This window comes from Streptomyces flaveus (assembly GCF_014647675.1).
Classification (GTDB): Bacteria; Actinomycetota; Actinomycetes; order Streptomycetales; family Streptomycetaceae; genus Streptomyces; species Streptomyces flaveus.
The window spans coordinates 18,974-40,421 of the sequence record NZ_BMPQ01000042.1 but is presented as its reverse complement, the minus strand read 5'-3'; the positions used below and the strand labels follow the sequence as shown (position 1 = coordinate 40,421).

The window sequence follows — 21,448 nt, the reverse complement described above, 5'->3', positions numbered from 1 at the left end:
TGCTCGGTCGCTCGCGTGCTCGGCGTGCACGCTTGCCTGAATGTATTGCACTAGTGCATACTGTGCTTTGTGCTAGGAGAGTACCGGATCGAAGGAAGGCGCGCAGCCGAGATTGCGGCCAGCGTCGAGCGTGCGGTGGGTGCGGGAGGCCTTGAGCCCGGTCAACTGCTGCCTCCCATGCGGGAGTTGGCAGCCGATCTTGGTGTGAATCCCAATACCGTCGCGGCCGCGTACCGCACGCTGCGGGAGCGTGGGGTCATCGAGACCGCGGGCCGGCGCGGCAGCCGCGTACGCCCCAAGCCGGTCACGACGGCGCGAGAGCTCTCGCGCCTGGATGTGCCGCCAGGGGTACGGAACCTGTCCGACGGGAACTCGGATCCGGCCTTGCTACCCGCCCTCGCCGAAGCGTTCGCGGCGGCAGCGGCTCACTCGGACCGCGAGCCGATGCTCTACGGAGAGGCCGCCGTGGAACCGGAGTTGGCGCGGCTCGCCCGTGCGGACCTGGACGCGGACGGAGTGCCGGACGGGCCCGTCACCGTCACCTCCGGAGCGCTCGACGCCATCGAGCGCGTGCTGGCCGCCCACCTCAGGCCCGGGGACGCGGTCGCCGTCGAGGACCCCGGCTGGCGCAGTGTCCTCGACCTGGCCCCGGCGCTCGGGCTGCGCACGCTCCCGGTCGGTGTCGACGACGAAGGGCCGCTGCCCGACGACGTACGGGGCGCGCTGCGCTCGGGTGCCCGAGCGCTGATCGTCACCGACCGCGCGCAGAACCCGACCGGCGCCGCCGTGAGCGCCACGCGCGCGCGTGCCCTGCGTTCCGTGATCGAGGAGCACCCTCAGACCCTGCTCATCGAGGACGACCACGGCCATCGCATCGTCGACCTGCCCCTGCACCCGCTGGCCGGAGTCACCCACCACTGGGCCTTCGTGCGCTCGGCCGCCAAGGCGTACGGCCCCGACCTGCGGCTCGCCGTGTTCACCGGCGACCGGGTCACCACCGACCGCGTCCAGGGGCGGCAGCGGCTGGGTCCGGGGTGGGTGAGTCATCTGCTGCAGCGGGCCGTCGTGCAGCTGTGGGCGAGCGGTGCGGTGGATGTACGGGCGGTGGCGGCGTCGTACGGGCGCCGGCGGGACGCGCTGATCGCCGCGCTCGCGGAGCGCGGCATCGAGGCGTACGGGCGCAGCGGGATGAACGTATGGGTGCCCGTGCCGGACGAGACCGGCGCCGTCGCACGGCTGCTGCACTCCGGCTGGGCCGTCGCGCCGGGCGCCAGCTTCCGGGTGAGCTCGCCGCCCGGCCTGCGGATCACCGTCTCGACGCTCGCCGCGCACGACATCGGGCCGCTGGCGGACGCGGTCGCCTTCGCCATCGGCCCGGCGCCCGCGCGCCGTTACGCCTGAACTCGCCTCCTAGGCCCCCGACTTGGGCCTGGACTGCGTGAGTGCCGCGCCCGCGAGCACGATGGCCGCGCCCACCGGTGTCGACCAGGTCAGCGACTCGCCGAGGATCGCGACGCCCGCCGCGGTGGCGATGACCGGGATGAAGTACGTGACCATCTGGGCCGTCGTCGGGCCTACCTCGGCGACCAAGCCGTACTGGACCAGCATGGCGACGCCCGTGCCCAGCGCGCCGAGTGCCACGATCGCGAGCAGGGGCAGGACCGCCAACCGGTTCGGCAAGGTGGTGAACAGCGGCGTGACCACGGCCAACTGGGCGGTCGCCAGCAGTAATTGGGCGCCGGCCAGCGAGAGGTTGGAGTAGCTGGAGCCAGCCAGTGTGCGTCGGAGGTAGATCCAGCCGATCGGGTAGCTGAGCGAGGCCAGCAGGGCCAGCGCCGTGCCCGTGGCGTCGAGACCGTGGAAGCCCTGCCAGGCACCGAGCACCGTGAGCACGCCGAGGAAGCCGATGCCGAGACCGGCGACCCGGCGGCGGGTGGGCCGGTCCTCGGAGAGGGCGACCAGCGACAGGGCCATGCCCCACAGGGGCGAGGTCGCGTTGCATATCCCCGCGAGCGTGGACGGGATCGTCAGCTCGGCGTACGCGAACAGGGAGAAAGGGAGTGCGTTGAGGAAGAACGCCACGACTGCCAGATGCGTCCAGGTACGTGTCCCGCGCGGCAGCCGCTCCCGCTTCCAGGCCAGCGCGGTCGCGAGCACCAGGGTGCCGAACACCAGTCGTCCCAGCGTCACCTGGAAGGGTGCGTACCCTTCCGTGCCGACCTTGATCAGCAGGAAGCTGAAGCCCCAGATGAGGGAGAGGACGCCGAAGCGGATGCGCCAGTCGAGGGCTCGGCGGGGCTTCGGCGCGGCGGTGTCGGGTTGAGTCGTGGGGGTGCGGATGCGGGTGCTGGTGGGAGTGCGGGTTCGGGGGTGGTGGCGGCTTGGGGTGGCGGCGCTCATGTCGACCACGATGGCCTGGGCAATCTCGTAGTACAAGCGAGATTTATTGCTCGGTATCTCGTAGCATTGCTTATGTGTTGAACCTGGAGCGCCTGCGTACCCTCGATGCCCTTGCCCGGCACGGCTCGGTCAGTCGTGCGGCCGAAGGGCTGCATGTCACGACCTCGGCCGTGTCCCAGCAGATGTCCAAGCTGGAGCGGGAGGTGGGGCAGCGGCTCGTCGCCAAGAACGGGCGGGGGGTGCGGCTCACCGACGCCGGGCGGTTGCTCGCCGATCATGCCGCGCGGATTCTGTCCCAGGTCGAGCTGGCGCAGTCCGATCTGGAGGCGCAGCGGGGGCAGGTGGTGGGGGAGTTGCGGCTTTGCGCGTTCCCGACGGCCGCGCGCGGGCTGTTTCCCGCGGCGCTCGCCGCGTTGCGGGCCGAGCATCCTGGACTGCGGGTTCGGTCGCGGGAGTTGGAGCCTGAAGAAGGCGTTTTCGCGGTGGTTCGCGGCGATGTCGACATGGCGGTCGTGCTCGACTGGTACAACAAGCCGTTGCCTGTGCCGGAGGGGCTGGTCAAGGCCTCGCTTCTTGACGATGCCGCCGATGTGGCGATGCCCGCCGGGCATCCGCTTGCCGGGCGGGACGAGGTGGATCTCGAGGAGTTCGCCGACGACGAGTGGATCGCCTGGCCCGAGGGGGAGTTCTGCCACGAGTGGCTGTTCTTCACGCTTCGCGCCAAGGGGATCGAGCCGGTTGTCGCGCATCGGGCGGAGGAGCACCATACGCAGCTTGCGCTGGTCGCTGCGGGGCTTGGCGTGTGTGTCGCGCCTCGCCTCGGGCGTGGGGCGGTGCCGGACGGTGTGCGTACGGTGCCGGTTCGTCAGCGTGTCACCCGGCATGTGTACGCGGTGTGGCGTGCCGATGGGGATCGGCGGCCGTCTGTTCGGGCGGCGGTCGAGGCGTTGCGCTCCGCTGGGGGGTCGTAGGGGTTTTCTTCCCCGAGCCCGCCCCTTCCCGGAACTGGGGGCTGTGCCCCCAGGCCCCCCGCCCCGGGGTGGTGGGTGACACTGCGTGTCGCGGCTGCAGGTTCGTTGTGGCTGGTCGCGCCCACGCGGCGGAGCCGCAAATCGATACAGCCCCGCGCCCCTGAAGGGGCGCTACCGGAACCCCCTGTCGTCAAAGTGCAGCCAGTTTGCGGAAGTCCCATGACTTGATCGACTCCGGGGTCAGGCGGAGCCATGCGTGTCTGCCGTCGTGGGGCATCTCGTTCAGGCCGAAGTTCTTCTGCGCGAACAGGCGCTCCACGGCGTCGAGTTCGGGATACGGCTCGCCCGTGCGCGGGGCCTCGCCCACGAACTCGACAGTGCCCGACAGCTCCACGCCCTGTAGCTCCCCGTACTCCTCGCCTGCGTCTACGACCACGGCCACACGGGGGTCCCTCCGCAGGTCGGACCACCGCTTGCTGCGCGTTATCGAGTACAGCCAGAGGGACGTGCCGTCCCAGGCGAACCAGAGGGCGCTGAGGTGAGGGGCGCCGTCTGCCGAGACGGTGGCTACTCGGCAGGTGCGTTGGGCGGTGAGGAACTCGTCCAGTTCTTCGGGGGTCATCATGATCTTTCGGCCCCGGCGTTGCGTGGTGGTCATGTGGGTCCCTCTTTTCTGACTTTTCTGACTGAGCGTCAGGAAATCATGCGGCGTCTTCCGCCCTCACGCAATGGTCGCTACGCTCGCCCGCCACCGCAGCGCCACTCGTCCGCCCCAGGGGGAGCCATGCCGTCGCACGAAGAGCTCAGTGAACTCCTCGACCCCGCGACCACGGTCCTGCTGACCGTCGAGTGCCAGCAGGGCGTCGTCGGCCAGGACAGCGCGCTGCCCGAACTCGCCAAGGAGGCACGCGCGTCGGGTGTCCTGGCCCGTATCGCCCAGCTGGTCGCCGGGGCGCACGAGAGCGGAGTACAGGTGATCCACGCGATCGCCGAGCGTCGCCCCGACGGGCGCGGCGCCAATCACAACGCCCGGCTGTTCCGGGCCGCCGAGCGGCTGCCGGTGCAGCAACTGTCGGGGACGACGGCGGTACGCGTCGCGCCGCCCATCGAGGTCGCCGACGAGGATCTCGTCGTACGCCGACTGCACGGGCTGTCGCCGATCGCGGGCACGGACGTCGACCCGCTGCTGCGCAACCTGGGCTGCCGCACGCTGATCGTGACCGGTGTCTCGGCCAACGTGGCCATACCCAACGCCGTGTTCGACGCCGTCAACCGCGGCTACACCGCCGTCGTGCCCAGGGACGCCATCGCGGGGGTGCCTTCCGACTACACCCCCGCAATGGTCCGCAACACGCTCGCCCTGGTGGCCACCATAACCACCACGGACGAGGTGCTGGCCTGTTTCAGGCGTCCGCGCAAGATCACGCGAGCGTGATCGAGTCTCCCTCGACGGTGATGTTCGCGGCGGCCAGCGCACTGGTCGCGGGCCCCTTCTCGACACTGCCGTCCGTGACACTGAACTGGCTGCCGTGAGCGGGGCAGGTGATCAGGCCGTTGTCCACGGCATTGACCTGCTGTTTCTGGTGCGGGCATGTCGTCGAGAAGGCCTTGAACTCGCCGGCCGTCGGCTGAGTGACGACCACCTTCTGGTCGGCGAAAACCTTGCCGCCGCCCTCCGGGATCTCGCTGGTCTTGGCCAGCGCCTCACCGCCGCCGGAGCCCGTGGAGCCGGATGGTTCGGAGGAGCCGGAGGAGCCCGACGAGCTGTCGTCGGAGCCTCCGCAGGCGGTGAGCGCGGCGGTGGCGCCGGCCGCGCCGAGTGCCGCGAGGATGGTGCGGCGACAGATTGCCGGCGCGGGCTGAGCACGCTGAAGCGATTCGCTGGACATGTGGCGGTCCCTTCCACAGATGTGCAGATGTGCTTGGGGTCAACGCGGAACGCGCTGATCCACATCAAGGTGTACGCGGACGTCACCAAGGTCGTTCACAAAGTACTTGAGTTCTTGATGAAATCGAGATCAAGCCGGAGCAGGGTGTCTATCACGCCCTCCTGTGTGACCAAGTGGGTCGAACCGGGCAGCGGCAGCACGCTGTGCGGACGGCCCGCCGCGAGCAGCGCCGCCGAGAAGCGCAGCATGTGCGCGGGCGCCACGTTGTCGTCGGCCATTCCGTGGACGAGCATCAGGGGACGCGTGAGCTTGTGCGCGTGCGCCACCAGGGAGCAGCGCTCGTAGTTCTCCGGCTGGATGTCCGGATGCCCAAGGAAGCGCTCCTTCCAGTGCGTGTCGTACAGGCGCAGATCGGTCGGGGCCGCGCCCGCGACGGCCGCGTGGAAGACATCGGGCCGGTGCAGTACGGCACCCGCCGCGAGGTAGCCGCCGAAGGACCAGCCGCGGATCGACACGCGGCTCGTGTCCAGCTCCGGGAAGAGTTCCGCCGCCGCGCGCACGGCGTCCGCCTGGTCGTCGACCACGGGCGTCAACTGGTCACCGTGGATGGCCGCTTCCCACGCCCGGTCACGCCCCGGCGTGCCCCGCCCGTCGACGGACAGCACGGCGAAGCCCTGCTCGGCGAACCACTGGTTCACCGCGTGCCACCAGGCCGCCGCCTTCACGACGGTCTGCAGGCCGGGCCCCGAGTACGAGTGCACGATCACGGGCAGCCGACGCGTCCCCGGCTCGTACGACTCCGGCAAGTAGAGCGCCGCTCGCAGCTCCCGCTCGCCGAGCGTCAGGAAACGGGGCCGCGGCTCGGTCACGGGCCGCTCGGCCAGCACCCGGATCCGCCCGGCCGGCCTGCCGTCCCGCAGCACCGTCACCGTCTGCCCGTCGAGCGTCCTGCTGTCCAGGACGACCGTGCCGCCCCCGACGGCGGCGCTGTGCACGCCCGGCTCGTCGGTCAGCCGCACCAAGCCGCCGACCGGGTCGTACGACCAGACGTGGGACTCGGTCGGCTCCTCGCTCGCGACGAAGAAGATCCGCTCACCGACCGCACCGACCAGATCATGGACGTACATGTCCTCGGGCGTACGCACTCCGGTCGCGGGCATCCACAGTCCGCGGATCACGTCCTGTGTGGTGAGGACGGGGCCGGCGGCGGTATGGACCGGCGTTCCGGGCACGAACTCCAGCCAGGCGGCGTCGCGTTGGTGGTGCAGCCTCCTGGTCGCACCGGTCGACGCGTCGATGCGGAGCAGATACGCCGAGCGCTGGTCCCTGGTCTGTACGACGGCGAAGGGGCCCGCATCGTCCCAGCCCGCCTCCACGACGTACTCGAAGGCCGCGTCGGTCCACTCGCCCGCCGGATGCGCCTCGGCGGCCTCCTTGGGGAGCCGTACCCCGATGCGGTCGCCGTCGAGTCCCACCACGTGCAGCGACAGCTCCGCGTTGGCGGTGCCCGCCGCCGGGTACCGGACCGCGCGCGGCGGGCGCGTGGGATCCGACGGATCGCTGATGTACCACCGCTGGACGGGCGAGTTGTCGACCCGCACCACCAGCAGCTCCTCCCCGTCCGGCGACCACCAGAAGGACCGCGTACGGTGCAGCGACTCGGCGGAGACGTGGTCGGCGAGTCCGTACGTCACCTCCGGGTGCTCCGGCCTGGCCAGCGCGCGGTCGGCCGTGCCGTCGATGCGTACGACGCGGAGGGCACCGTCACTCACGTACGCGATGCGGGAGCCGTCGGGGCTGGGGTGCGGGGCGACGACCGGGCCCGCCGTGGGGATCCGGCGCGGTACGCCCTCGTCCGTGCGCACGGTCCACAGGGCGCCCGACAGCGTGAACACGACCAGGCGGACGGCCTTGTCGGTGGCGTACGAGACGATTCCGCCGGTCGTCTCGCGTGCCCGCTCCCGGCGGATCCGCTCGGCCTCCGGGACCTCGCCGCCGTCGCCGAGCGTGAACGGGTCCGCGAGCAGGCGCTCCTCGCCGTCCTCGTACAGCCACAGGCAGCCGGTCGTGGAGCGGCCGCTCGTGGTGCGCAGAAAGAGCACGCGGTCGCCGTCGGGGGAGACGGTGAAGGCGCGGGGCACGCCGAGCGAGAAGCGTTTCGTGCGGGCGAGTTGGAGGGGGAGGTCTTCGGCGGTCACGGTGATCCTTTCGGGCGGGTGGGAAACAGCATCGCCCCAGTGGCCTGGGGCGATGCTCAAGGAAGTCGGTGCGACCCGTTACATCACGCCGTTGCGTGAGGGCGGCTCGCTGCCGGGTCACGGGTCGAGGCCGATGACCTCGGAACGTACGTCATGAAGTCCTCGATGATCCTGGCGATGCTCCGGAACGTACCGGGTCGGCCGAAAGAGGAGATGTTGCACCGTACTCTGCCGTGCCCGGCTCGTGGGAAGCGCCGACATGCAGCTTCGTGCGTCAGCGGAGCAGAAGCTGGACGATGGAGACGACACCGATCGTCACGATCAGGGCCCGCAGCACCGCGGGGCTGAAGCGGCGGCCCACCTTGGCTCCGAGTTGGCCGCCGAGCGCGGAACCGGCCGCGATGAGCGCGACGGCGGTCCAGTCGAAGTCCGCGACGAAGAGGAAGAACAGCGCGGCGACCGCGTTGACGACGGCGACCAGTACGTTCTTGACCGCGACGAGGCGCTGCATCGTCTCGTCGAGGAGTATGCCCATCAGGGACATGTAGATGATTCCCTGGGCGGCGGAGAAGTAGCCGCCATAGACGCTGGCCAGCGTCAGGCCGACGAACAGCAGCGGGCCACCGTCGCGACGGTGGGTGTCGCTCGGTGCGTTGCGGCGCATCCGCTTGCTGATCAGCGGCTGGACCGAGACCAGGACGAGGGCGAAGCCCACCAGGACCGGCACGATCAACTCGAACGCGGTGGCGGGCAGGGCCAGCAGGAGGATGGCGCCGGTGATGCCGCCCAGCAGGGCGCCGACGCTGAGTTTCAGGATGCGTCGGCCCTGCCCCTTGAGCTCTCTTCGATAGCCGAAGGCTCCGCTGATGTTGCCGGGGATGAGGCCCAGCGCATTGGAGACCGTGGCGGTGACAGGGGTGAGACCGGTGGCGAGCAGAACGGGAAAGGTGATCAGTGTTCCCGAGCCGACCACGGTATTGATGGCACCGGCGCTCACACCGGCGCCGAACACGGCAAGCATCTCCCCCGGCGTCACACCAAGGCCCCGCCGGCGGCGATGGCCGCTGCTGCCGCCGGTACGGGCCCGGTACGCCGACGTCCGGGACCGGAGGAGATCTTCATGAAGCCGACCCTAGACGGGTGACATTTCGGTGACCGCCGAATTGTTCGGGCTCCACTAGTGCGAGGCGTCCTCGCTGTGATTCGACGGGGCAGGGGTCCTCTCCGAGGAACGGCCGTGCTCGGAGACGTCGAACTCCACGTCCACGACGCCCTCGACGGCCCGGATCAGACGTGCCGCCACGGGCACCAGGGACGTGTCCTTGATGCGGCCGCTGAGCGTTACGACCCCGTCCCGCACCGCCACGCGTGCGGCCGACGTCGGCGCGGGGAAGAGGTAGGCCACCACCTCCCGGCGGACCTCCTCCGCGATGTCCTCGTCGTCGCGGAGGAACACCTTGAGCAGGTCGGCGCGGCTGACGATGCCCTGCAGCATGCCCACGTCGTCGACGACGGGCAGCCGTTTGACCTTGGCGTGTGCCATGGTCCGCGCGGCCTGGGCGAGCGTCGCGTCCGCGTGGACGGTGAGGGCCGGCGAGGTCATCAGCTCCCCGGCGGTCACCGCGCCGGCCTTCGCGAGGTCCGACAGGCGCTTCAGCTGGGTGGCCCGGTCGGGGTCGCTGTCGCGGAACTCCTCCTTGTGCAGCAGGTCCGCCTCGGAGACGACCCCGACGACCCGGCCCTCGCCCTCCAGGACTGGAAGGGCGCTGACCTTCCAGTCCTGCATCATCCGCACGATCTCCTTGAAGGGGGCGCCGCGGCCGATGGCGGCGACGGTGTGGGTCATCACGTCGCTGACGATGTGCGGGGTGCCGTGCATGATGCCTCCTTCGGAGCTGTCACTTCGACTGGTCGGCGTGGTCACCGGAGGCCGCCGCTGCCGTAGGGGGCGTACAGGTCCAGCAGCCGGGTGCGGGCCGAGCGCAGGCGGTGGGCGAGGACGTCGCCCACCCACTGGGCGACGCTCGCGCCGAGCGCGGGGTCGTCCTGGCACATCGAGCGGATCGCGGTGGCGTCGAACTCGTAGGCGCGCACCGGGCTGGTCGCCGTGGCGCCCAGGTGCCAGGCGTGCGGGGCGAACAGCCAGGACCAGCCGAGGAGTTCGTTGTGGCCGAGGGTCTCGATGAGGGCGGCCCGGCGGCCGGGCACGTGCATGTCGAGGGCGACGGTGCCGGTACGGATGATCCAGAACCGGTCGGCGCGGCCCCCCTCGTTGAAGAGGCGGGTGTCCTGGGGGAAGGACACCTCCCGGGCGAAGCGCATCAGCCGGTGGCGGTGCTCGGCGGGCAGCGCCTGCAGCATGCCGGCCGTGGCGGGAGCGTTCATGACGTGCCTCCGAATCAGGGCGTACGAACCTGCCACCTCCAGCGTGCTCCCGTGCCCCGTGCCGGGCGATGGGCCATCCGGCCCCATGGCCGGGCCGCCCGGTACCCCGTGAGAGCCCTTGGGCCCCCTGTGCCGGAACGGGTCCGGCGGTTCGATGTAGTCGGGAGACAACCCGCTGGAAGGGGGTGTTCATCGTGGGTACGTCACTGACCCCGGAGTTCTGGAGGCTGTTCGCCGTCCTCCTGGTGATCTCTATGGCGGTCACCTTTGTGCTCAGCGCCGCGCTCGACGTGCTGGCGCTACGCGCACAGCGGCGCCACATCCGGCGCCGGCCGACGGCCACGCGGACGACGGAGGCATCCCGTCGACCCGTTCGGACCCTGGTCCGGCACTGAGCCACAGAAGTGCGGAGCGCAGCTGTCGCGCCGGGAACCCATGGTGGCGTCGTGCCGGACATCCGAGCCCCCCTTGGCGAAGCGGCCGACCGGCCCGAGCGGTACCAGCACCTCTCCGGGAGGCCGCGCTCACTGCGGGATCGATCGGGGTGGGGACAACGGGTCGTTCTCCAGCAGGGCCGGGACCCATGGCCCCTCACGCCCGGACCTCGTCCGGCTCACGGTGAAAGGACAGCAGTACCTCTGTACCAAGCAAAGGACGGGCCGGCCGATGTACCCCAATGACGGTTTCCGCGAACTCGAGCGGCAGGAGTGCCTGCGGCTGATGGCCAAGGTGCCCGTCGGCCGCATCGTCTACACGCGCCGGGCCCTGCCCGCCGTGCTGCCGGTCAACTTCAGTCTGGACCACGACGGCGCGGTCCTGTTGTGCACCTCCGCGACCTCGGAACTGGTCCGCGCGATCGACGGCGCCGTGGTCGCCTTCGAGACCGACGACGTCGACGCGGACCGGCACTCCGGGTGGAGCGTCGTCGTCACGGGCACGGCCACGGTGGTGACCGATCCCGCCGAGTACGAACGCATGGCCCGTACCGGCCCGGTCTCCTGGGCGCCCGCGCCGCAGGAGGTCTTCGTCCGTATCGAGCCCGAACTGGTCACCGGGCGTGAACTCGTCGGCGGACGCACCCTGTACGGGGTGGACCTCACGGTCTGAAGGTCTTTCGTCCTTCTTCCCGTTCTTCCCGTTTCTTCTCGTCCGGCCGGGTCCGGGCCCAACGGCCCAGCAGACGAGGGACCGATGGCGCGCCCCGGGTACGCCGACAGGCCCTCCCCGCCGGCATCGCGAGCGGCGAGCATCGAAAGCGCAGAAGTTCACGTGCGGAGTGAGGGAGAGACCGGCGATGACGGTAACGGTGACAGCTGGAGCCCGGGTGGCGACCGAGGTATGGCGGGGCTTCGCCGGTACGCGCTGGCGGGACCAGGTCGACGTACGTGACTTCATCCAGGCCAACTACACGCCCTACGAAGGCGATTCCGCGTTCCTGACCGGTCCGACCGCGCGCACCCTCGCCGTCTGGGACAAGGTCGCCCGGCTGTTCCCCGAGGAGCGGCGCCGGGGCATCCTGGACGTCGATACGGGCCTCCCGTCGACGATCACCTCGCACCGGCCGGGCTTCATCGACCGCGACCGCGAACTGATCGTCGGCCTGCAGACCGACGCCCCGCTGCGGCGGGCGATCATGCCCAACGGCGGGCTGCGGATGGTCGAGAACGGCCTGAAGGCGTACGGCTACCAGGCCGACTCCTTCGTCAAGCGCGTCTTCAGCACCTACCGCAAGACCCACAACGACGGTGTCTTCGACGCCTACACCCCCGAGATGCGCGCCGCCCGCAAGGCCGGGATCATCACCGGCCTGCCGGACGCCTACGGCCGAGGCCGGATCATCGGCGACTACCGGCGGGTCGCGCTGTACGGCACGGCCCGGCTGGTCGAGGCGAAGCGGGCCGAGAAGGCCCGGCTGGACGCGCAGCCCTCCAGCCCGGACGTCATCCGGGACCGCGAGGAACTCGCCGAGCAGATCCGGGCGTTGGGAGAACTCGCGCAGATGGCGGCCTCGTACGGCTGCGACGTCACCCGCCCTGCCGCCACCGCGCACGAGGCCGTGCAGTGGCTCTACCTCGGCTTTCTCGCCGCGGTGAAGGAGCAGAACGGCGCCGCGATGTCCCTGGGGCGCACCTCCACCTTCCTGGACGTCTACCTCCAGCGCGACCTGGACGAGGGCACCCTCGACGAGAGCCGCGCCCAGGAACTGATCGACGACTTCGTCATCAAGCTGCGGATCGTCCGCTTCCTGCGCACCCCGGAGTACGACGCGCTGTTCTCCGGCGACCCGACCTGGGTGACCGAGTCCATCGGCGGCATCGGCACCGACGGCCGCCCGCTGGTCACCCGCACCTCCTTCCGCTTCCTGCAGACCCTGTACAACCTGGGCCCGGCCCCCGAGCCCAACCTGACCGTGCTGTGGTCGCCTCAACTGCCCTCTGGCTTCAAGGAGTTCTGCGCTCAGGTGTCCATCGACACCAGTGCCATCCAGTACGAGTCCGACGACCTCATGCGGCCGCGCACCGGCGACGACACCGCGATCGCCTGCTGCGTCTCCGCCATGGCGGTCGGCAAGCAGATGCAGTTCTTCGGCGCGCGCGTCAACCTCGCCAAGGCGCTGCTGTACGCGATCAACGGCGGCCGGGACGAGATGACCGGCGAGCAGATCGCCCCCGAGGCGCCCGCGCTGACCGGTGAGTACCTGGACTACGAGCAGCTGTCGAAGGCGTACGACCACATGCTGGACTGGCTGGCCGCCACCTACGTCAACACGCTCAACGTCATCCACTTCATGCACGACAAGTACGCCTACGAGCGCATCGAGATGGCCCTGCACGACCACCCCGTGCACCGCTTCATGGCGTGCGGCATCGCCGGCCTGTCGGTGGCGGCCGACAGCCTCTCGGCCGCCAAGCACGCGCGGGTGAAGGTCATCCGGGACGCGACCGGGCTGGCCGTGGACTATCAGATCGAGGGCGAGTACCCGGCGTACGGCAACAACGACGACCGCGCGGATGCGTTCGCCGTCGACCTGGTTCAGTCGTTCATGGCGAAGGTGCGCAAGCATCCCACCTACCGCAACGCCGAGCACACCCAGTCGGTGCTGACCATCACCTCGAACGTGGTGTACGGAAAGCACACCGGCAACACCCCCGACGGCCGCCGCGCGGGCGCCCCGTTCGCCCCGGGTGCCAACCCGATGAACGGCCGCGACCGGCACGGAGTGGCCGCCTCCGCCCTCTCGGTGGCCAAGCTGCCGTACGAGCAGGCCCGCGACGGCATCTCGCTGACCACGACGATCACCCCCGAGGGCCTCGGCCACGACCCGGCCGAGCGCGCCGCGCACCTGGCCGGCATCCTCGACGCGTACACGGCCTCCGGCGGTTTCCACATGAACGTCAACGTCCTGGACCGGGCGACGCTCGAGGACGCCATGGAACACCCGCAGAAGTACCCGGAGCTGACGGTCCGGGTCTCCGGATACGCCGTCAACTTCGTTCGCCTGACCCGCGAGCAGCAGCTCGACGTGATCAGCCGCACCTTCCACGGATCGCTGTGAGCACCACGGTCGAGCCGGTGACGGGCCGGATCCACTCCTGGGACCTGTCCACGGGAGTGGACGGTCCCGGGACCCGGTTCGTGCTGTTCCTCAGCGGCTGCCCACTGCGCTGCCTGTACTGCGCCAATCCGGACACCTGGCACATGCGCGACGGGAAACAGACCACCGTCGACGAAGTGATGGCCGAGATCGCAAAGTACCGGCCCTTCATCACGACTGCCGGCGGGGGAGTGACCCTCACCGGAGGCGAGGCCCTGCTGCAGCCGGCCTTCACGGCCTCGATCTTCCGCCGCTGCAAGGAACTCGGCCTGCACACCGCCCTGGACACCTCCGGCTTCCTCGGCGCCCGCGCCACCGACGAACTGCTCGCCGACACCGACTTGGTGCTGCTGGACATCAAATCCTTCGACGTCCGCACCTACCGCAAGCTGACCGGCGGCGACCTCTCCCCGACCCTCAACTTCGCCACCCGCCTGGACCGGCTCGGCATCCCGGTATGGATCCGCTACGTCCTCGTGCCCGGCTGGACCGACGACCCGGCGGCCGTCGACGGACTCGGCACGTTCCTGGCCGGGCTGGGCAACGTCGACCGGGTGGACGTCCTGCCGTTCCATAAACTGGGCGCCCACAAGTACGACGCGCTGGGCATCCCCTTCCCCCTGCGCGACACACCTGCGCCGGATCCGGACCTGACGGAGCGGGTGCGCGAGAAGTTCCGGGAGCACGGCCTGCGGGCGCTCTGACCCCTGGGCAGCCTCGGCGGGCACGCGGCTGTCCGGCTACGCGAATGCGTCCGCGCCCCCTTCCAGCCACACCCGTAGGTGGGAGGGGTGCTCCGCATTCATATGCATGGTGTTCACCGCTATGACGGTGCGGCGGGCGGCGGCCTCCGGTTCGCCGGTGTTGGTGTTGACGTCGAAGCGGGGGAAGTTGCTGGAGGAGACGTCGAGCCGGATGCGGTGGCCGGCGGCGAAGCGGTTTGCCGTGTCGGGGGCGATGACCTCGATCTCGTACACCTCGCCCGGAGTGAGCAACTCCGGCTTCTCGTAGGAGCGGTGGAAGCGGCAGCGGACGATGCCGTCGGTGAGGTTCATGGCGAAGCCGTGCGGATAGTCGGCGTTGGGCGGGTGGACGTCGATCAGCTTGATGGTGAAGTCGGTGTCCGGGGCCGTACTGGAGATGTGGAGCCTGGCCGACACCGGGCCGGCCAGCACCACGTCCCGCTCGAGAGGCGGAGTGGTCAGACTGATCACGTCCGGGCGGGAATCCAGCGGCAGATACGGCTCACGGGCCCCGTACACCCGGGCGTCCGGGGCGTTCTGGTCGTATGCCCCGCCCGTCATCACCGGCTCGCCCGAGGTCACTTGGCCACCCATGGTGGGTACCGGGCGGCGCGGGTCGAAGTCGTAGGTCACCGACGCGGCGGCCACGGCAGGCGGGGAGAGGGTGAGGGTGCCTGCGGCGGTGAGGTACAGGGCGACGGGGGCCGTCGACGCCGGCGGCCAGTGGGCGTCGGTGCGCCATGCGCCGCCGTGCCGCATCCGCCCGGCCGCATCCCTTCGGCCGTCGCCGCCGCCCATCAGGAAGTACTGCACGGCGGGGAGGTCTCCGCTCTGCGGATTCCCTTCGTCTTCCCGGCCCAGCGCCCGGTCGAACCAGCGGCGGCGGAACTCCAGGTACGACGGGGCGAGGTTGCCGTCCAGCGTCGCCCGCGGGCCGAAGTCCACGTCTCCGGCGTACGTGTCGCAGCGGCGCCCGTGCGTCCACGGGCCCATGACCAGGTACGAGGGGGCCGACTTCAGCTCCCGCAGGGCGGTGAAGTTCTCGATCGTGGAGCGGACGTAGGGGTCGTACCAGCTGCCCAGGTGCAGGCTCGGCGCGTCCGGGAAGCGCTCGTAGAAGCCTCGCCCGTAGATCGCCGGGTTGCGGTAGTAGTCCCCGAAGGTGTCCTGCCGCCACTGCTCCAGCAAGTAGTCCTCGTACGCCGAAAGGTGCCGTAGCGGCGTGCAGCCCGGCCGCCATGGCATCGCACCGAACCAGCCCGCCACGTCCACCCGCGACAGTGCCTCGGACAGCACCGGATCCGCCGCGGCCTCCGGGCTGTTCAGCGCCTGCCGCAGTGCCCAGGTCACCTGCTTCAGTTCGAAGGCGCCACCCATCCGCATCCCCGCGTCGTACGCGGAGGAGAAACCGCCCGAGTCCTGAACCATGGCGGCGAGCCCCGTCGCCCCCTCGGCGGCTGCGGCTGCCTGGACGTGGGCGGAGTAGGACACCCCCGTCATCACGACCCTGCCGTCACACCACGGCTGGTTCCTGAGCCAGGCGATCGTGTCCGCCCCGTCCGGGCCTTCGCCGAGGTACTTCACGAACGTTCCCTCGGAGTCGCCGCGGCCCCGGCAGTCCTGCCGTACGACGTGGTAGCGGGCGTCGGTGAAGTGCCGGGCGATGTCCTCGGGTTGGGGTATCGGCGCGTCGCCGCGGTCCTGGTCCGAACCGCGCTGCGCGCGCCGGCCGTACGGGGTGCGCTCGAGGAGCACGGGAAGCGCGGTCGTCTCCGGTTCGGGGGAGGCGGAGTACAGGTCGGCGGCGAGACGGATGCCGTCCCGCATGGGAACGCGCAGGGTACGCCGCCACAGGGCGCCGCCCTGGAGGGGTTCGGGGCGGCAGGTGTGGGAGGTGTCGTACGAGGTCATTCCCGTGACGCTAAGCAACGGCCTCGATCTTGGCGATCACTTGACGTCATCAGGTCAACTGTTCCGCCGAACGGTGACGGGGTCGGACACGGGACCTACTGTGCAGCGCAACCCGGCAACACGCCCCGTGCCTTGCGACGGATCGTGCGCGGTTCCGGGTCCCTGTTTTCCCACACAGCGCTCGCCACGCGGCCGCGTCGTGCCCTCGTTCACCGTCCTCACAGGAGGCCGCCATGACCACACCTGCCCACCGCCCCCAGGAGGTGCAGGCCCCGGAGCCCGACGAGGGGGGCCGTGGCTCCCGGCTCCTCGATCTGGTCGAGCGTGCGGGAAACGCATTGCCGCATCCGTTCTGGCTGTTCTGGATCCTGTGCGGGGTGGTCGCTCTCGTCAGCTGGGCGCTGAACGCCTCCGGCCTGCAGGTCGAGGACCCCTCCTCGGGTGACCTGGTCGGCGTACGCAGCGCCCTGTCGGCGGACGCCGTACGGGACTTGATCACCGGCGCCGAGGAGTCCTTCGTCACCTTCGGCCCACTCGGCACCGTGCTCATGGTGATGCTCGGCGTCGCGGTCGCCGAACGGTCGGGACTCTTCGAAGCACTGGCCCGCCGCATGCTGTCCGGCCTGTCCCCGCGCACGGTCGTCCTGGGCGTGGCCCTGGGCGGCGTACTGGGCAAGTTCCTGTCCGACTCCGCCTACGTGGTCCTCATCCCGCTCGGGGCGGTGGCCTTCCGTGCCGTGGGCCGCTCGCCGATGCTCGGCATGATCGTCGCGTTCGTCTCCATCAACGCCGCAGGCGACGCCAACCCGCTGATCGCCCCCGGGGACGCGCTGTTCGCCTCCGTGGCCACCGAGGCCGCGCAGCTCGTCGACAAGGACGTGGTGGTCCGCGCGACGGACAACATGTACTTCACCACCGTCTCGGCTTTCGTGCTGGCCGGCACCATCGCCCTGGTCGTGGACAAGATCCTCGCCAAGCGCGAGCACCATCTGACCCCCGACCCGGACCTGGAGGCCGCCGCGGCACAGCGGGTCGTCGCCGCGGAGGTCGACGACACAACCGAGCTGCGGGCCCTGAAGCTGACCGGCCTTGCCGTACTCGGCTACGCCGCGCTGATGGTGCTCGCGATGCTGCCCGCCTCGTCGCCGTTGCGCGGCGAGGGGGGCGCGATCGTGGAGTCCACCTTCATGAACGCCATCGCTGTCTTCCTCACTGTCTTCTTCCTGCTGATCGGCGCCGTGTACGGGAGGCTCACCGGGCGGATCAGGGGGAGCCGCGCGATTCCGGAGTTCATGGCGGAGGGAGTGCGCTCCATCGCACCGCTGCTGGTGCTCTTCTTCGCCGTCTCCCAGTTCCTCGCCCTGTTCAAGTGGACCAACATCGCCACGGTCGTCGCGGTCGAAGGTGCGGACTTCCTCAAGCAGTTGGGCGCGCCCACCCTGGTGCTGTTCTCCCTGCTGATCGTCGCGGTCGCCCTGATGAACCTCCTCATCACCTCCGGCTCCGCTCTGTGGACCCTGGTTGCCCCGGCACTGGTGCCGATGCTGATGCTGCTCGGCACCAGCCCGGCCACCACCATGGCGCTCTACCGCATCGCCGACTCCTGTACGAACTCCATCACCCCGATGAGCACCTCGTTCATGCTCTGCGTCGGCTACCTGCAGACCCTGCGCCGCAAGGCCGGCATCGGCACCCTGGTCTCCTTCACCCTGCCCGTCGCCATGATCATGCTGGTGGTCTGGGTACTGCTGTTCTTCGCCTGGTACCTGCTGGGCATCCCGCTCGGTCCGGGCGCGCCCGTACGGTGAACTCCGGCCGTACGCTGACGGCGTGAGCATCGTCCTCGACCTCGGAGGGCTCGGCCCCGCGGACCTCGCGGTCGGGCCCTCCGCGCTGTCGGAACTGATGGCGAGCCTGCACGTGCTCGCCGAACCCGAGCACCACCCGGAGGCCGCCGGCTGGGCGGCCCGCGCCGCCGCGGCGGGACCAGAGCTGCACGACGAGTTGACCGTGTTCGCTCCTCTGTGGGCCCGCTACCGCTGCCGCCTGTTCTTTCCCCGTGCGCTGCCGCTCGCGGCGAGCCTGGACGAAGAACTGGCGGCGATAGGGGAGTTGCCGAAGGATGACTTCCTCGAGCTGGTGGCGCCCGGGATCCTCGGCACCAACGCACAGCCCGTTCCGCCGGCCCGCGAGTTGCGCGCAGGCACCGCCGTCGCGGAGGACTACGCCCGCCGCTGCCTGCGCCGCTCCTACGCCCGCGGTGAACTGGCGCGGCAGCTGATGGCGGCACCGCTGGAGCTGCGGGACCGGTTGCTGGCGGTGCTGCGGAACGCCGACACCGCGTTCTTCGCCGAGGACTGGCGCACCCTGCGGCCGGCCCTGGAGGACCACGCGCGGGAGGTACGTCGCCGACTGGCCGCCCTCCCCCCGGGGGCACTCCCGGCCGGAAGCTGGGGGACTTCGGCCGGGAGTGCCCCCATCTCGCTTCTCCCCCAGCCTCCGGCCGGGGGGACCCCCATCTCGCTACGCTCGCCCGCGGATGTGCTCACCGAACTGCTGCCGACGGCGGCCCGGGTCGGACCGGGGGAGCGGGTACGGCTGGACAAACTGCAGATCGACGAGGTGAAGGTGGCCCCGCGCCCCCTCGTCCTCGTCCCGTCCGCCCGGGTGTGGCCGCATCTGACGGTCAAGAACGAGCACCCGTCGTGCGTGGTGGTGCAGTACGCGGCGCGCGGTACCTCCCTGGCCGGACAGCTGACCGTGCGGGATCTGCACCACCGGCTGATGGCGCTGACCTCGCCCGCCCGGATGGAGCTGTGCCGCCATCTGCTGGGCGAGCCCATCACCACGTCGGAGCTCGCCGCCCGACTCGGCTCCAGCGAGCCACAGGTCTCCCGCGCCCTGCGGACCCTGCGCGACGCGGGCCTGGTGCGCTCCACCCGAGACGGCAAGCTGGTACGGCACCGGCTCGCCACGGACGTCATCCAGCGACTGGGCCACGATGTCCTCGCAACCGTGGCACGGTGAGCCGACGAGGATGTGCTCGACACCGTGCTCGCACGTCTGGTGCACGGACTCACCGAAGACGACGTCACCCTGCTCGCCGCCCGCCTGCGGGCCGCATGACTCGGGTTTGCGGGCGGCGGGACAAGCTTCCGGAGCATGCCTTCGATTGGGAAGGCGGGAGTGCCGGAGCGAAAGAGGCCGGTTGGCCCTGGCCGTTCGGCCCGGAATCGCGGAGGATCTTCGACAGGGAAGGACCGGTTCCGCCCATCCGGCGGTTTCCGGTGTTGGAGACAGACGACACAGGACAGGAGCCGTCGATGGCGGACAGCGAGCGACCCGGACCCGACAACCCGATCCGGGTCTTCCTGCTGGACGACCACGAGGTGGTACGACGCGGGGTGCACGACCTGCTGAACGACGAACCGGACATCACCGTGATCGGCGAGGCCGCAAATGTGGAGCAGGCACTGGTCCGCGTCCCCGCGCTGCGCCCGCAAGTGGCCGTGCTCGACGTGCGTCTGCCCGACGGCGACGGTGTGACCGTGTGCCGGGAGCTGCGCTCGCAGATGCCGGAACTGGCCTGCCTGATGCTCACCTCCTTCGACGACGAGGAGGCCCTGCTCGACTCGATCATGGCGGGCGCCTCCGGGTACGTGCTGAAGCAGATCCAGGGCTCCGACCTGGTGTCGGCCGTACGCACCGTGGCCCGCGGGCAGTCGCTGCTCGACCCCAGCGCCACCGCCAAGCTGATGGCCCGCCTGCGCCAGGGCCAGGAGCCGGAGCCCGAACCTGACGCCCTGCCGGGCCTGACCGACCGGGAGCGGGAGATCCTCGCCCTGATCGGCGAAGGGCTCACCAACCGCCAGATCGGCCAGCGGCTCTACCTCGCGGAGAAGACGGTCAAGAACCACATCTCCCGCCTGCTGGCCAAGCTCGGCGTGGAGCGGCGCATCCAGGCCGCCGTCATCGCCACCCAGGCCCAGGACCGGCGCAAGCAAGAAGGACGCTGACGCCGCACGGCGAGCCGTGGGGCCGAACAGCCCCGGCTCGCCCCCGTAATCGGACGGAACTACCTGCGCTGCGGGCCGCCGGACTCTATGAGAGCGGATTGCCGGGGAAAATGCTGAATGAGGTCACCGCGACCCGCTACATCACACCGTTGCGTGAGGGCGGCTCGCTGCCGGGGCTCGTCGAGGCCGACGATCTCGGAACGTACGTCATGAAGTTCACCGGCGCCGGGCAAGGGCGCAAGACCCTCGTCGCGGAGGTCGTCTGCGGTGAACTCGCCCGTCGTCTGGGCCTGCGCGTGCCGGGACTGGTCACGATCGGGCTCGATCCTGTCATTGGGCTCGGTGAACCTGACGAAGAAGTACAGGAGTTGCTCAAGTCGAGCGGTGGGCTGAACCTCGGGATGGACTTTCTCTCCCGGGCGATCGGCTTCGACGCTCTCGCGCACCGGGTGAGCCCGGAGGAAGCCGGGAAGATCGTCTGGTTCGACGCGCTGGTCAACAACGTGGACCGGTCATGGCGAAACCCCAACTTGCTTGTGTGGCAAGGCGATCTGTGGCTGATCGACCACGGCGCCACCATGATCTGGCACCACAACTGGCCCGGTGCACCCGCCTCCGCGGCCCGGCCGTACGACGCCTCCGACCACGCGCTCGCGCCCTTCGGCCCCGATATCGCCTCCGCCGCCGCTCAGTTGGCGCCGCTGATCACCGGGGAACTGCTCGCCGAGGTGACCGCCGAGATCCCCGAGGTCTGGCTGACGGACGAGCCGGGGTTCGACTCGGCCGACGCGCTCAGGCGCGCCTACGCGGAGCCGCTGCTGGCGCGCGCCGCCACCATTCACGAGCGCATCGAGATCGGCGAGGTGGGGGCGAAGTGAGCGGGCGCGACGGCCGTGACGTCTACGAGTACGCCCTGCTGCGCGTCGTACCGCGCGTCGAGCGGGGGGAGTGCTTCAACGCGGGCGTGCTGGTGTACTGCCGCGCGAAGTCCTTCGTGGCCGCGCGCACGCATCTTGACGAGGGCAAGCTGCGGGCGCTGGACCCGGCGGCGGACGCGGCCGGCGTGCGCGCCGCGCTGCGCGCCGTCGAGGGTGTCTGCGCCGGGGGCGCGGCGGCGGGGCAGGCGGCGAGCGACGACGCAGGGCGGCGCTTCCGCTGGCTGATCGCGCCCCGTTCGACCGTCGTCCAGCCGGGTCCCGTGCACACCGGTCTCACCGCGGATCCCGAGGCCGAGGTCGAGCGGCTTCTAGACCTGCTGGTGAGGTGATGGATCACATGTACGTGGTGTTTCGTTGACACCGAGTGCCAGGGCTTCTAGCGTCACATCCGCGGAAGGGTAC

Annotated in this window: 20 protein-coding genes and 1 pseudogene; 13 read left to right on the top strand and 8 right to left on the bottom strand. The window is 70.3% G+C overall.

Annotated elements, in window-relative coordinates; all coding sequences use genetic code 11:
* Positions 1-69 precede the first annotated feature (69 nt).
* Positions 70-1,401, top strand: a complete 1,332-nt coding sequence (locus IEZ21_RS42300; RefSeq protein ID WP_189327138.1) for an aminotransferase class I/II-fold pyridoxal phosphate-dependent enzyme — start codon at positions 70-72, stop codon at positions 1,399-1,401.
* 9 nt (positions 1,402-1,410) lie between these two features.
* On the opposite strand, the gene IEZ21_RS42295 is transcribed toward IEZ21_RS42300, so the two are convergent.
* Complete coding sequence (locus tag IEZ21_RS42295) at positions 1,411-2,436, bottom strand: DMT family transporter (RefSeq protein ID WP_246568762.1); 1,026 nt, start codon at positions 2,434-2,436, stop codon at positions 1,411-1,413.
* Between the two features lie 38 nt (positions 2,437-2,474).
* On the opposite strand from IEZ21_RS42295, the gene IEZ21_RS42290 reads away from it, so the two are divergent.
* Positions 2,475-3,371, top strand: a complete 897-nt coding sequence (locus IEZ21_RS42290; RefSeq protein ID WP_189327136.1) for a LysR family transcriptional regulator — start codon at positions 2,475-2,477, stop codon at positions 3,369-3,371.
* A 190-nt stretch (positions 3,372-3,561) separates the two neighbouring features.
* Here the strand turns inward: IEZ21_RS42290 and IEZ21_RS42285 are convergent, their stop codons facing one another.
* Complete coding sequence (locus IEZ21_RS42285) at positions 3,562-4,029, bottom strand: pyridoxamine 5'-phosphate oxidase family protein (RefSeq protein WP_189327135.1); 468 nt, start codon at positions 4,027-4,029, stop codon at positions 3,562-3,564.
* Positions 4,030-4,155: 126 nt separating this feature from the next.
* Here IEZ21_RS42285 and IEZ21_RS42280 point away from each other — a divergent pair, with 126 nt between their 5' ends.
* Positions 4,156-4,806: a cysteine hydrolase family protein gene (locus IEZ21_RS42280; RefSeq protein WP_189327134.1), complete on the top strand. Its 651-nt coding sequence runs from the start codon at positions 4,156-4,158 to the stop codon at positions 4,804-4,806.
* Here the strand turns inward: IEZ21_RS42280 and IEZ21_RS42275 are convergent.
* Positions 4,793-5,260: a Rieske (2Fe-2S) protein gene (locus IEZ21_RS42275; RefSeq protein WP_189327133.1), complete on the bottom strand. Its 468-nt coding sequence runs from the start codon at positions 5,258-5,260 to the stop codon at positions 4,793-4,795. The two genes, IEZ21_RS42280 and IEZ21_RS42275, sit on opposite strands and share 14 nt — an antisense overlap.
* A 95-nt stretch (positions 5,261-5,355) precedes the next feature.
* Positions 5,356-7,458: a prolyl oligopeptidase family serine peptidase gene (locus IEZ21_RS42270; protein ID WP_189327132.1), complete on the bottom strand. Its 2,103-nt coding sequence runs from the start codon at positions 7,456-7,458 to the stop codon at positions 5,356-5,358.
* A gap of 52 nt (positions 7,459-7,510) precedes the next feature.
* Between IEZ21_RS42270 and IEZ21_RS49180 the strand changes: the two are divergent.
* A pseudogene (locus IEZ21_RS49180) lies at positions 7,511-7,617 on the top strand (HipA family kinase); the annotation flags it as partial.
* Positions 7,618-7,732: 115 nt separating this feature from the next.
* Here the strand turns inward: IEZ21_RS49180 and IEZ21_RS42265 are convergent.
* The 3 genes from IEZ21_RS42265 to IEZ21_RS42255 form a co-directional block, all read right to left on the bottom strand.
* The gene (locus tag IEZ21_RS42265; protein ID WP_189327131.1) at positions 7,733-8,494 is read right to left on the bottom strand and encodes a sulfite exporter TauE/SafE family protein; all 762 of its coding nucleotides are present in this window, start codon (positions 8,492-8,494) and stop codon (positions 7,733-7,735) included.
* A gap of 141 nt (positions 8,495-8,635) precedes the next feature.
* Positions 8,636-9,337, bottom strand: a complete 702-nt coding sequence (locus tag IEZ21_RS42260; RefSeq protein WP_189327130.1) for a CBS domain-containing protein — start codon at positions 9,335-9,337, stop codon at positions 8,636-8,638.
* Between the two features lie 41 nt (positions 9,338-9,378).
* Positions 9,379-9,843: a Crp/Fnr family transcriptional regulator gene (locus IEZ21_RS42255; RefSeq protein ID WP_189327129.1), complete on the bottom strand. Its 465-nt coding sequence runs from the start codon at positions 9,841-9,843 to the stop codon at positions 9,379-9,381.
* A 194-nt stretch (positions 9,844-10,037) separates the two neighbouring features.
* Here IEZ21_RS42255 and IEZ21_RS42250 point away from each other — a divergent pair, with 194 nt between their 5' ends.
* From IEZ21_RS42250 to pflA, 4 genes are all read left to right on the top strand, one after another.
* Complete coding sequence (locus tag IEZ21_RS42250) at positions 10,038-10,238, top strand: hypothetical protein (RefSeq protein WP_189327128.1); 201 nt, start codon at positions 10,038-10,040, stop codon at positions 10,236-10,238.
* Between the two features lie 271 nt (positions 10,239-10,509).
* Positions 10,510-10,950: a pyridoxamine 5'-phosphate oxidase family protein gene (locus IEZ21_RS42245; protein WP_189327127.1), complete on the top strand. Its 441-nt coding sequence runs from the start codon at positions 10,510-10,512 to the stop codon at positions 10,948-10,950.
* A 187-nt stretch (positions 10,951-11,137) separates the two neighbouring features.
* Positions 11,138-13,399, top strand: coding sequence for a formate C-acetyltransferase (gene pflB, locus IEZ21_RS42240; RefSeq protein ID WP_189327126.1), 2,262 nt, complete (start codon positions 11,138-11,140; stop codon positions 13,397-13,399).
* Entirely contained in the window at positions 13,396-14,142 is a 747-nt protein-coding gene (gene pflA / locus IEZ21_RS42235) for a pyruvate formate-lyase-activating protein (RefSeq protein WP_189327125.1), read from the top strand. Before pflB ends, pflA begins: the two co-directional genes overlap by 4 nt.
* 36 nt (positions 14,143-14,178) lie before the next feature.
* Here pflA and IEZ21_RS42230 read toward each other — a convergent pair whose 3' ends face one another.
* The gene (locus tag IEZ21_RS42230; protein WP_189327124.1) at positions 14,179-16,092 is read right to left on the bottom strand and encodes a CocE/NonD family hydrolase; all 1,914 of its coding nucleotides are present in this window, start codon (positions 16,090-16,092) and stop codon (positions 14,179-14,181) included.
* A gap of 233 nt (positions 16,093-16,325) precedes the next feature.
* Between IEZ21_RS42230 and IEZ21_RS42225 the strand changes: the two genes are divergently transcribed.
* The 5 genes from IEZ21_RS42225 to IEZ21_RS42205 all read left to right on the top strand — a co-directional run bounded on the left by IEZ21_RS42225 (position 16,326) and on the right by IEZ21_RS42205 (position 21,375).
* Entirely contained in the window at positions 16,326-17,900 is a 1,575-nt protein-coding gene (locus IEZ21_RS42225; protein WP_189327123.1) for an AbgT family transporter, read from the top strand.
* A gap of 22 nt (positions 17,901-17,922) precedes the next feature.
* Positions 17,923-19,119: an ArsR/SmtB family transcription factor gene (locus tag IEZ21_RS42220; RefSeq protein WP_220450468.1), complete on the top strand. Its 1,197-nt coding sequence runs from the start codon at positions 17,923-17,925 to the stop codon at positions 19,117-19,119.
* Between the two features lie 296 nt (positions 19,120-19,415).
* The gene (locus tag IEZ21_RS42215) at positions 19,416-20,108 is read left to right on the top strand and encodes a response regulator (RefSeq protein WP_189327122.1); all 693 of its coding nucleotides are present in this window, start codon (positions 19,416-19,418) and stop codon (positions 20,106-20,108) included.
* A 110-nt stretch (positions 20,109-20,218) separates the two neighbouring features.
* Positions 20,219-20,986 carry a HipA family kinase gene (locus tag IEZ21_RS42210; protein WP_189327121.1) on the top strand — a complete coding sequence of 256 codons (768 nt, stop codon included), beginning with the start codon at positions 20,219-20,221 and terminating at the stop codon, positions 20,984-20,986.
* Positions 20,983-21,375 carry a DUF3037 domain-containing protein gene (locus tag IEZ21_RS42205; protein ID WP_033327045.1) on the top strand — a complete coding sequence of 131 codons (393 nt, stop codon included), beginning with the start codon at positions 20,983-20,985 and terminating at the stop codon, positions 21,373-21,375. Before IEZ21_RS42210 ends, IEZ21_RS42205 begins: the two co-directional genes overlap by 4 nt.
* Positions 21,376-21,448: the final 73 nt, after the last annotated feature.